Genomic DNA, 9,720 nt, shown 5'->3' with positions numbered 1-9,720 from the left:
CCCTGGCGCGCAAACTTCTCGTCCGCCTCAACGCCAAAGCACGCGACGCGCGTACCCAGTTCGCTTATGCAACTTGACAGACCAGATAGTCGCTCACCCGCCCGGCTGTCGCTACGCGACGCCGGACGACCTCTCCCCGCACGCGGGGAGAGGTGATGGCGCTGCTGATGACGCAATAGCTATCGCAAGGCTGGGCTGTTTGTTCGGGACTATTGGCCGAGCGCGAATAGGCGATTTCGCATTCGGACCAGAGTGAGCGCCGCGCAACGAACTCCTCCCTCCCCCTTGCGGGGAGGGTGGCCGGCCGTAAGGCCGGTCGGGTGGGGGTCATCTCGCTGTCAGCACACTCAGCGCTTCCGCCCTGCACAACCTGCTCCCTCTCCCCGCTTGCGGGGAGAGGTGATGGCGCTGCTGATGACGCGATAGCTATCGCAAGGCTGGGCTGTTTGTTCGGGACTATTGGCCGAGCGCGAATAGGCGATTTCGCTTTCGGACCAGAGTGAGCGCCGCGCAACGAACTCCTCCCTCCCCCTTGCGGGGAGGGTGGCCGGCCGTAAGGCCGGTCGGGTGGGGGTCCATCACACAGTCAGCACGCACAGCCCCCCACCCCGGCCTCCGCTGCGCTCGGCCGACCCTCCCCGCTAGGGGGAGGGACACCGATAGCATCATCGCAATAACATCAAACAGCTCACTATCACGGCGAACTCTGATCAGTTCGTCATCGCCAGTGCTGCGTCACACGCCGACGCACCCTCTCCTCACCCTGCCCCGCCCGGTCCTTTCTCAAACACCCGGCTCGCCAGCACATCCGCGGCGTCGAGCGTCATGATGTCGTCGGCGCTGAGCACCCGGTCGAGATCGGACACCAGGCGATTGGCCTGCCGCAGCCGAATGCGATCAAGCGCATTGCGCACCGAGCGGGCGTTGGAGAATAGCGGCTGGGTTTTGCGGAGAGCGATGTAACGCTCGAACGCCGAACGCGCCTCGGCATCGAACTTGTAGTTCATGTCGTGCAGCATCAATTCGGCGATCGCCAGCAGCTCGTCGTCGTTATAATCGGGGAAGTCGATGTGATGGGCGATCCGCGAGCGAAAGCCGGGATTGCTCTGGAAGAACCGATCCATGCGATCGCCATAGCCGGCGAGGATCACCACCAGGTCGTCGCGCTGGTTTTCCATCACCTGCAGCAGAATCTCGATCGCTTCCTGGCCGTAGTCGCGCTCGTTCTCCGGACGATAGAGATAATAGGCTTCGTCGATGAACAGCACGCCGCCCATCGCCTTTTTCAGCACCTCCTTGGTCTTGGGCGCGGTGTGGCCGATATATTGCCCGACCAGTTCGTCGCGCGTCACCGATACCACATGGCCGCGGCGCACGAAGCCGAGCTTGTGCAGGATCGACGCCATGCGCAGCGCGACCGTGGTCTTGCCGGTGCCGGGATTGCCGGTGAACGACATGTGCAGCGTCGGCGTTTCAGTGGTCAGGCCCATGCGCTTGCGCAGCCGCTCGATCAGCAGCAGCGAGGCGATCTCGCGAATTCGCGTCTTCACCGGCTTGAGGCCGATCAGCTCGCGGTCGAGCTGATCGAGCACCTCGCCGATGCCGACCTCGGCAAACTCCTTGCGGAGATCGACCGCGGCCTCAGCCGCGGTCACAGTGTCCGGTGCGACTTGCTCCGTCATGAGCCACCGTAGCGGGTGCCCTCGGGACGATCGACCGCGTAGGACGCGGTGGTGTAGCGGAGCGACCGGCCGCCGATCTCCTGACGACCCAGGCGGAAGCCCGGCTCATCCTTGGGACGGTTGACGATGAACGACAGCCGCAGCGACTCCCAACCATGGCTAGAGTCGAACGCCGACAGCCGGATATAGCGATCGCCATACACCTTGCGGCATTCGTTCAGCTCCATCATCACGCCGGCGGCGTCCTGCAGATCGAACATCGGCACGCCCCACATCTCCCAATAGGTGTTGCGGGGATGCGGATCGTCGGTGAACTCGATATTCACCGCCCAGCCCTTCGACAGCGCGTATTGGATCTGCTTGGTGATCTGCTCGTCGGTGAGGTCTGGCAGATACGAGAAACAACCTTGGGTCATACGCATGGTGCGGCTCCTTACATCGACACGCTGGCGGTGGGCGCGTAGTCCGGGGTATCGGTGGATTCGTAGTTGAAGGTGACGTCCTTCCAGGTGTCGAGCGCCGCCTTGAGAGGCGTGCAGTTCTGCGCCGCCTTGGCGAGAATCTCCGGCCCTTCATTGACGTAGTCGCGGCCCTCGTTGCGGGCGAGGATCATCGCCTCGAGCGCGACGCGGTTGGCGGTGGCGCCGGCCGCGATACCCATCGGATGGCCGATAGTGCCGCCGCCGAATTGCAGCACCACGTCCTCGCCGAGCAGATCGAGCAATTGGTGCATCTGGCCGGCGTGAATGCCACCCGACGCCACCGGCATCAGCTTGTTGAGGCTGGCCCAGTGCTGATCGAAGAACAGCCCGTGCTCGAGATTGGTCGGGTTGTAGTCCTCGCGGCAGATGTCGTAGTAGCCCTTGGTGGTCTTCGGATCGCCCTCCAGCTTGCCGACCACGGTGCCGGCATGAATGTGATCGACACCGGCGAGCCGCATCCACTTGGCGATCACGCGGAACGACACGCCATGGCTGCGCTGCCGCGTGTAGGTCGAGTGACCGGCGCGGTGCAGATGCAGGATCATGTCGTTCTTGCGCGCCCATTTCGCCATCGACTGGATCGCGGTGTAACCGATCACCAGGTCGATCATCACGATCACTGAGCCGAGTTCCTTGGCGAATTCGGCGCGCTCATACATGTCTTCCATGGTCGCGGCGGTGACGTTGAGATAGGTGCCCTTGATCTCGCCGCTGGCGGCTTGCGCCTTGTTGACCGCTTCCATGCAGTACAAGAAGCGATCGCGCCAATGCATGAACGGCTGCGAGTTGATGTTCTCGTCGTCCTTGGTGAAGTCGAGACCGCCCTTGAGCGCTTCATAGACCACGCGGCCATAATTGCGGCCGGACAGGCCGAGCTTCGGCTTGACGGTGGCGCCGAGCAGCGGTCGGCCGAACTTGTCCATGCGCTCGCGCTCGACCACGATGCCGGTGGCCGGGCCCTGGAACGTCTTGACGTAAGCGACCGGCAGCCGCATGTCCTCGAGCCGCAGCGCCTTGAGTGGCTTGAAGCCGAACACATTGCCGATGATCGACGCCGACAGATTGGCGATCGAGCCGGGCTCGAACAGATCGAGATCGTAGGCGATGTAGGCGAAGTATTGGCCGGGCGAATTCGGCACCGGATCGACGCGATAGCACTTGGCGCGATATTTTTCCGCCGCGGTCAGGCGGTCGGTCCAGACCACGGTCCAGGTTGCGGTCGAGGATTCGCCGGCGACCGCCGCCGCCGCTTCGATCGGATCGACGCCGTCTTGCGGCGTGACGCGGAACAGCGCGATGACATCGGTGTCCTTGGGCTCGTAATCCGGCTCCCAATAGCCCATCTTCTTGTATTCCATCACGCCCGACTTGTAGCGGTCCTTGCCGCGGACAGTGATCGATTGATTCATGGCGTTCTCCCTTGCAGGCTGTTGCAGACCGCGATGTGATCTGGAGGGGTTTTCGGAAAGCGCCGGGCATCGCCGCGGCGGGAATGGGTGCATATTGACGCGGCCCGCAGAATAAGTGAAATTTAGATATCTTGGCGTCTTGCAAAGTTTCACTTATATGGCCAAACAGTTCCGTTCCGTCTCGATCCGGCAATTGCGCGCGCTGGCCGCGCTGGCGGCCAATGGCAGCATCACCGCCGCCGCCAACAAGCTGCATCTCACCCAACCGGCGGTGACGCTGCAGCTGCGCAATCTGCAGGAACTGGCCGGGCTGCCGCTGATCCAGCGCACCACCGAGGGCATGCTACTGACCGATGCCGGACGCGAGGTGTTGGCGCTCAGCGAGCGCGTCGAAGCCGCACTCGGCGCCTGCGAAGCGTCGCTCGACATGATTGCCGGCAAGACCGCGGGCCGGATCTCGATCGGCGCGGTTTCGACCGCAAAATATTTCGTGCCCTACGCCATATCCGCGTTTCAGAAGATGCACCCGAAGGTGAAGGTGCAGCTCTCGATCGGCAATCGCCAGGACATGGGCAACGCGCTGCGCAATTACGATCTCGACATCGCGATCATGGGCCGGCCGCCGGTCGATATGGACATGATCGTGCACCTGATCGGCGACCACCCGCATGTCATCATCGCACCAACCGCGCATCCCTTTGCCAAAAAGCAGCGCATTCCGGTCAGCAAGCTCGCCGAGGAAACCTTCCTGACCCGCGAGCCGGGATCAGGCACCCGCAGCCTGATGGAGCAGCTGTTCGAGTCGGCCGGCATTCAGCCGGAGATCGGCATGGAGATGAGCAGCAACGAGACCATCAAACAGGCGGTGATCGCCGGGCTCGGCATCTCGTTCATCTCGGCGCACACCGTGGCCACTGAACTCGACGAACGAAGGCTGGTGATTCTCGATGTGGTCGGGCTGCCGGTGGTGCGGCAATGGTTCGTGGTGGCCCGCAAGGACAAGGTGCTGCTGCCGCCGGCGCGCGCCATGCTGGATTTTCTCAGCGTCAGCGGCTCGCAATTTTTGCCCAAACCGCGCGGCCGCACGCAGCGCCCCGCGGAGAAGGCCAAGCGGGGTTGAGGCCGGTCGAGCCAGGCCGGGCAGCACGATCGTCAACTCGGTGGTCGGCTGTCGTTATCATGTGCAGTCGTAAGCGCGCGAATTGATACCCCCACCCGACCGGCCTTACGGCCGGCCACCCTCCCCGCAAGGGGGAGGGAAAGAGTCTGCTCTGCGGAAGCGCCATCACCCCTCCGATGCGGCGCTTGCCTGCAACGGCTTCAGATGCGCGGGATGTTCTCGAATGAGAAGCGATTGAGCACGCCGAACTCGCCTGCAGCATGTGCTCTGCCGATGAGAGCAGCGCGAGCGCGCCACAAAGGCCGCCAAGCTTGCCGCGAAGCTTGGGCCACAACGGTCCTGCCGCGGACCGTGCACCCAAGCATGCCGATGGTGGGGAAGCGATCGTGTCGCCGTCAGGCCGGCACGCTATCAGCGGCGGTTGGCCGAGGCTGACCGTCTCAAAAAATCGCTGCGGTGTGAGATCACCGGTGTGAGATCACCAAACCGCAGCGCGATCGCGCCGATTGCGGTGCCGGACACGCGCGCCGCATGGCGCGTGTCGCGGCCAAGCTTCGCGAAGGGACGGCGCCGTCATCGCAACTTGGCAGCGCGATGACTATGGCGGCCCCGCGAGGGTTACGAGCCCCGGCTGTTGACCGTGGTCGGCTCGTTGATGCCGAGCCGTGCCGCGGTCGCCAGCTCGCTGCGCGGATGCTGCTGCAGGAAGGTCTGCCGGAACTGGTCTTCGAGACGCTGGCGCGCACAGTTGCTCTTTTTCACCGGCACATCGTCCTGGCGGGTGTTTTGCACCACGACGAGCTGCGGTTGCCCGGCCGGCCGCACGTCAGCTGCAGCAGGCATCGGTTCGACGATCTCGGGCGTCGCACGCTGAACTTGCGTGACTGTGCTGTTATCTGCGGAAAGATTCGGTTCCATGGTGGTGTTCTCCGGCGGCAGACCTGAACGCATGCCCCAGCTCCAAAGCGTCAAAGCGGGAAGCGGAAGCAGCATAAACCAATGTTCGACGACACCGAGTGCGAACAGTGTCGAAACCAGCGTCAATCCCACAACATCTGACGGCGTCGCAGCGACTTCGACGATCCGTTGAATCATGATGACGAGCACGGCAGTCGCCAGCGTCACCGACAGTGGGAAAAACGCACTGACCGGCTTGCGGGCGAAGTAGGTTTTCAGGAACTGAACGCTGTCGGGCATCAGCTCAGCATTGGTGACCGGCACGCCCAGGAACAGATTGAGCTTAGCGCTCTGCCGCAGCACATACAGCGCGGCATAAGTCCACAGCCCGACCTGATTGTCGGCGTTCCAGGTCAAGGCGATCACCAGCGCGCCGCACACCAGCAGCGACAGCTCGTGATAGAGAATCGCCTGCACCGCATAGGCAAAGCGGATAAAGCCCTGCGCATCGGGCGGGCACGGTTCCGGGCGCGGCCCGGTCAGCCAGCCCGACAGGAACGCGATTTCCTGCGCGCCCCACAGACAGATGATGCAGGTGAAGGCCATGTAGGCCGCCGCGACGCTGCTGTCATTGGCGGTGACCGACAGGCCGCACAGCGCAATGGTCAGCAGCCCGCCGGCAAACACCAGCCGCAGGCTGCGCGATTGGCTGACGCTGCCGATCAGCAGCAGCACGGCCCCAGTGCTGAACCACCATACGAACGCCGCATAGATCGGTGGACCAAGATATAGGGCCATGTCATCACTCCCCTCACCAAGCCGGTCGCAGACCGATCTCGCGAGGCAATTCGTTGCGTTTGGCCGGCAGCAAGTACAGCCGGGCGAAAGTGAGCGCCGCACGCGCCGCCAGCAGCGGACGCTTGACCGCTCCCATCACACCGCCCTGGATGCGACTATCCTCGATCTTCACCGCGATCCGATACAGCCGATCGAGCCCGGCCATGAAACGCGGATCATCGATGTTGAGGGTCACCGGGAACACTTGCCGAGAGATTTCGGTGGTGATCCGGAACACCTGCAGATCGTAGTCGGACGCATCGATGCCGAGAGCCTGATGGAAGGCCGGTCGCATGTGGTCACGCACATACATTGTAGCGAACACTGCGAGCAGGAAGAAGCGGATCCAGAGCTTATTGAAGCCGCGCAGCAGCGACGGATCAGCGCGCATCAGCAGCGCGAACGCTTCGCCATGCCGAAACTCGTCGTTGCACCAGCGCTCGAACCAGCGAAAGATCGGATGGAACTGACGTTCCGGATGGCGCTCCATCTGACGATAGATGGTGATGTAGCGCGCATAACCGATCTTCTCGGACAGATAGGTCGCGTAGAAGATGAATTTCGGCTTGAAGTAGGTGTACTTCTTGACCTTGGTCAGGAAGCTGAGGTCGACGCCGATGCCGTGATCCTTGAGGATCTCGTTGATGAAGCCGGCATGCCGGGCCTCATCGCGGCTGAGCATGCCGAACAGCTCCTGGATCTCTTTGTTTTTGATCCGCTTCTTAATCTCGGAATACAGCACGCAGCCGGAAAACTCAGCGGTCAGCGAAGAGACAAGAAAATCCTTGAACTCCTTGCGCAGTTCAGGCGGCAGCTGGTCCAGATCGTAGTTGAACTCGTCCTGCTTCTTGAAATGCGACTTGTTATGGTCGGCGCGCAGCTCCTTCATCATCGCATTCCACTCGGCGCGCACCAGGCTGACATCGAGCCGGTCCATCGCATCGTAGTCGGTGGTGTAGAAGCGCGGCGTGAGGATCGTGTCCTCTTTCGCGATATTGAGGCTATCGACGCTGCCCTTGATTGCTGGACGCGAACTCGGCCGTAACTCGGCCTGACTTCCGCCTTCCATGGGAATCATCAAACCCTCCCGTTCGAGAAACTGACTTCATACAGCTCGGTCAATTCCAGGTAGCCTTGCAGGCGGGCGCGAAGCCGGTCGATCAGACCGGCGCGCACCACGGTCGCCATGCGGCGCACCACGACGCGCTCACCGAATGCGATATCGGTCGGCGCATCGTGCACGGTGACTTCGTCGCCGGGACGGATTTCGATGTCCCCGTCAAGAATGACGTGGGCATGGAAACTGTCGGCGGTCTGTTCGATGTCGACCGTGCAAGGTACTTCGAAGCTTGAACGTTTCCCGAACGGGCTCATTTCGAGCCGTCCTTTGTTTTATCGATGAGGCGGGCGAACGCCGCCTGGTTAGTCGCGCCAAAGGCGTTGAGATCAATGACCTTGTTATTGGCGGTATCGGTGAGCGTGAGCTGACCGTTTTCATGGCGGGCCAGACGGAACGGCGGCTGCTTGCCAACATCGGCGAGGCGGCGCTCACGCGCCATGCCGCGCATCACAACACGAACAAAGCCGCTGCTGCCCGGAGCCAGCGAATCGACCAGTTTGTTGTCGGCAGCGGAATAGACCAGCACGGAGCCGTCGGCCGCGTCTTCAAAACGCAGATCGACGCTGTGCACCACGGGCGGGGGATTCATCTTGACCTGCCCCACGCCGGTCAGCCGGGAAGCTGCGACCGCCACCAGCGCGAAAACCACAAGAGCCCCGGCGGCAATCAGCGCGCCCTTCGGAATGTAGATTTCGTGGTTGTGGGCGGCTTCTTTCATCGGGGACCTCCGGGTCAGACTGGGACGGGTGCGGGCGGGTTTCCGAGCGTATCGATGGAAGGATCGTCGCTCGGGCCTTGAACGACCTGCTCAGCTTGCGAGGCCTGCACCGCAGCCAAGGCTTCGGTGAGCGTCGCCGCGACCGAAGTCGCATCTGGCACTGAGACCATCGACGGCTCGGGGGACGTCAGGCGCCACGGCCGGATGTGCGGCCACAGCATGACGAACGGAACTCGTTTGGTATCGATCACCTTGATCGCGATATCCCCGCTGCCGTCACCACGGAGCTTGAGATCGACATTGGCAATCTTGGTGAGCGGAATATTCATCGACATCGGCAAAGCCGCGCCGAACTGAAACAGAATGCGCTTGTTGGTCAGCGTGTAGCAGCTCGCCCGGCGAAACTGCCAAGCCAACAGCACCAGCAGGCCGATGCCGCCCGCGCTGAGAATCAGCACCCACGCGATTGCCACAGCGATGTCAGCAGCAGGTGCGCCCGCGGACCAGGTCGACCAACCTTTCCAGGCCAGGAGAAGGCCGACATAAATGCCGGCCTCCCTGACATGGAACGACCGTAGGGCGAGGCCTTTAAGAGACGGCCTGCCCTGCCAGATCACGCGCTCCCCCTCCGGCAACGGAGCGGGAAGTTCATGAAGCTGGTTACGGTCTTGCGTCATACGATCGACTCCGAACGTTCCGGGGTGGCGTACAGGGTACCAGCACCGAAGAAGCCGACGATGCGATCTTCTTCACGCTTGGTGACCTGGTCAGCCTTCGCAGTGGTCGGGGCGTCAGCGAACTGCGCACCGCGGATCGCGTCGACCGAAACGTAGCCCTTCGGACGGTTCACGAGAGCGAACGGCAGCGGCAGCAGGATGCGCTTGGTGCCACGGGCGCCCTTCACCTCGACTTCGAGGTAACGGATCAGCGCTTCGGCACGGTCTACCCAGGCTTCCACCACGGTGCCGCCGACCTGACCGTCGCAACCGACGACCTTCATGCCACGCGGATCCGGATCGCGCGGATCCAGGGTGATGCCCTTGGCAACGCGCAGCGGAACGATGATCGGCTGGTCGTCCAGGGTCAGTTCCGGAACGTCTTCACGGTTGGCATAGGAGCCCGGGCCGACGCCGTCGACATACGGGTTGCCAGTCGGGACGTACGGAGCACCCGGCCACGGAGCGGTCGGAGCCACCGGGGCGTCGCCACGGTCGTTCTGACGGGCCGGAGCCACGACGGTCTTGCCGCCACGCAGCAGGAAGGTTTTGTCTTCCGGCGGAGTAGGAATGCCATAAACCGGGCGGCGACCACCGGCATCCGAAACCAGCGGATAGCCCTCGCGCTTGTCTTCGCGGCGGAGATAGAAGATCAGCGCCGCGAAGAAGATCCAGAAAACGTAGAGCGTAACTTGTGCTACGTCCATATAAGCACCGGGTTGCATGGAACGACCTCGCT

Annotated in this window: 10 protein-coding genes; 1 reads left to right on the top strand and 9 read right to left on the bottom strand. The window is 62.6% G+C overall.

What is annotated here, in order from left to right:
- Positions 1 to 758 precede the first annotated feature (758 nt).
- From cbbX to BJ122_RS10345, 3 genes are read right to left on the bottom strand one after another with little or no spacing between them, the layout of a single operon-like run.
- Positions 759 to 1,682: a CbbX protein gene (gene cbbX / locus BJ122_RS10355; RefSeq protein WP_110780952.1), complete on the bottom strand. Its 924-nt coding sequence runs from the start codon at positions 1,680 to 1,682 to the stop codon at positions 759 to 761.
- Complete coding sequence (locus BJ122_RS10350) at positions 1,679 to 2,104, bottom strand: ribulose bisphosphate carboxylase small subunit (RefSeq protein WP_103011411.1); 426 nt, start codon at positions 2,102 to 2,104, stop codon at positions 1,679 to 1,681. Before BJ122_RS10350 ends, cbbX begins: the two co-directional genes overlap by 4 nt.
- 11 nt (positions 2,105 to 2,115) lie before the next feature.
- Positions 2,116 to 3,573, bottom strand: a complete 1,458-nt coding sequence (locus tag BJ122_RS10345; RefSeq protein WP_027279563.1) for a form I ribulose bisphosphate carboxylase large subunit — start codon at positions 3,571 to 3,573, stop codon at positions 2,116 to 2,118.
- A gap of 157 nt (positions 3,574 to 3,730) precedes the next feature.
- Between BJ122_RS10345 and BJ122_RS10340 the strand changes: the two genes are divergently transcribed.
- Complete coding sequence (locus BJ122_RS10340) at positions 3,731 to 4,693, top strand: LysR family transcriptional regulator (RefSeq protein ID WP_110780951.1); 963 nt, start codon at positions 3,731 to 3,733, stop codon at positions 4,691 to 4,693.
- 618 nt (positions 4,694 to 5,311) lie between these two features.
- Here the strand turns inward: BJ122_RS10340 and puhE are convergent.
- From puhE to puhA, 6 genes are read right to left on the bottom strand one after another with little or no spacing between them, the layout of a single operon-like run.
- Positions 5,312 to 6,388 (bottom strand): putative photosynthetic complex assembly protein PuhE, encoded by a 1,077-nt coding sequence (puhE, locus tag BJ122_RS10335; protein WP_110780950.1) that lies wholly within the window; start codon positions 6,386 to 6,388, stop codon positions 5,312 to 5,314.
- Between the two features lie 13 nt (positions 6,389 to 6,401).
- Positions 6,402 to 7,505 (bottom strand): magnesium-protoporphyrin IX monomethyl ester (oxidative) cyclase, encoded by a 1,104-nt coding sequence (gene acsF, locus BJ122_RS10330; RefSeq protein ID WP_430694771.1) that lies wholly within the window; start codon positions 7,503 to 7,505, stop codon positions 6,402 to 6,404.
- Positions 7,505 to 7,801 (bottom strand): hypothetical protein, encoded by a 297-nt coding sequence (locus tag BJ122_RS10325; protein ID WP_110780948.1) that lies wholly within the window; start codon positions 7,799 to 7,801, stop codon positions 7,505 to 7,507. The genes acsF and BJ122_RS10325 overlap by 1 nt, the downstream gene beginning before the upstream one ends.
- Positions 7,798 to 8,265, bottom strand: a complete 468-nt coding sequence (gene puhC, locus BJ122_RS10320; RefSeq protein WP_110780947.1) for a photosynthetic complex assembly protein PuhC — start codon at positions 8,263 to 8,265, stop codon at positions 7,798 to 7,800. Before puhC ends, BJ122_RS10325 begins: the two co-directional genes overlap by 4 nt.
- A gap of 14 nt (positions 8,266 to 8,279) precedes the next feature.
- On the bottom strand, positions 8,280 to 8,942 hold the full coding sequence (gene puhB / locus BJ122_RS10315) for a photosynthetic complex putative assembly protein PuhB (protein ID WP_110780946.1): 663 nt from the start codon (positions 8,940 to 8,942) through the stop codon (positions 8,280 to 8,282).
- Entirely contained in the window at positions 8,939 to 9,706 is a 768-nt protein-coding gene (gene puhA / locus BJ122_RS10310) for a photosynthetic reaction center subunit H (protein WP_110780945.1), read from the bottom strand. The genes puhB and puhA overlap by 4 nt, the downstream gene beginning before the upstream one ends.
- Positions 9,707 to 9,720 lie beyond the last annotated feature (14 nt).

The sequence above is a fragment of the Rhodopseudomonas faecalis genome (assembly GCF_003217325.1).
In the GTDB taxonomy this organism is placed as follows: Bacteria; Pseudomonadota; Alphaproteobacteria; order Rhizobiales; family Xanthobacteraceae; genus Rhodopseudomonas; species Rhodopseudomonas faecalis.
The sequence above is the reverse complement of the archived record's forward strand: the minus strand, read 5'-3'. Positions and strand labels throughout refer to the sequence as shown.

What these genes read in the sequence shown, in the direction of transcription:
- cbbX (WP_110780952.1), bottom strand. Translation starts at nt 1,682, where the DNA reads ATGACGGAGCAAGTCGCACCGGACACTGTGACCGCGGCTGAGGCCGCG.
- BJ122_RS10350 (WP_103011411.1), bottom strand. Translation starts at nt 2,104, where the DNA reads ATGCGTATGACCCAAGGTTGTTTCTCGTATCTGCCAGACCTCACCGAC.
- BJ122_RS10345 (WP_027279563.1), bottom strand. Translation starts at nt 3,573, where the DNA reads ATGAATCAATCGATCACTGTCCGCGGCAAGGACCGCTACAAGTCGGGC.
- BJ122_RS10340 (WP_110780951.1), top strand. Translation starts at nt 3,731, where the DNA reads ATGGCCAAACAGTTCCGTTCCGTCTCGATCCGGCAATTGCGCGCGCTG.
- puhE (WP_110780950.1), bottom strand. Translation starts at nt 6,388, where the DNA reads ATGGCCCTATATCTTGGTCCACCGATCTATGCGGCGTTCGTATGGTGG.
- acsF (WP_430694771.1), bottom strand. Translation starts at nt 7,505, where the DNA reads ATGATTCCCATGGAAGGCGGAAGTCAGGCCGAGTTACGGCCGAGTTCG.
- BJ122_RS10325 (WP_110780948.1), bottom strand. Translation starts at nt 7,801, where the DNA reads ATGAGCCCGTTCGGGAAACGTTCAAGCTTCGAAGTACCTTGCACGGTC.
- puhC (WP_110780947.1), bottom strand. Translation starts at nt 8,265, where the DNA reads ATGAAAGAAGCCGCCCACAACCACGAAATCTACATTCCGAAGGGCGCG.
- puhB (WP_110780946.1), bottom strand. Translation starts at nt 8,942, where the DNA reads ATGACGCAAGACCGTAACCAGCTTCATGAACTTCCCGCTCCGTTGCCG.
- puhA (WP_110780945.1), bottom strand. Translation starts at nt 9,706, where the DNA reads ATGCAACCCGGTGCTTATATGGACGTAGCACAAGTTACGCTCTACGTT.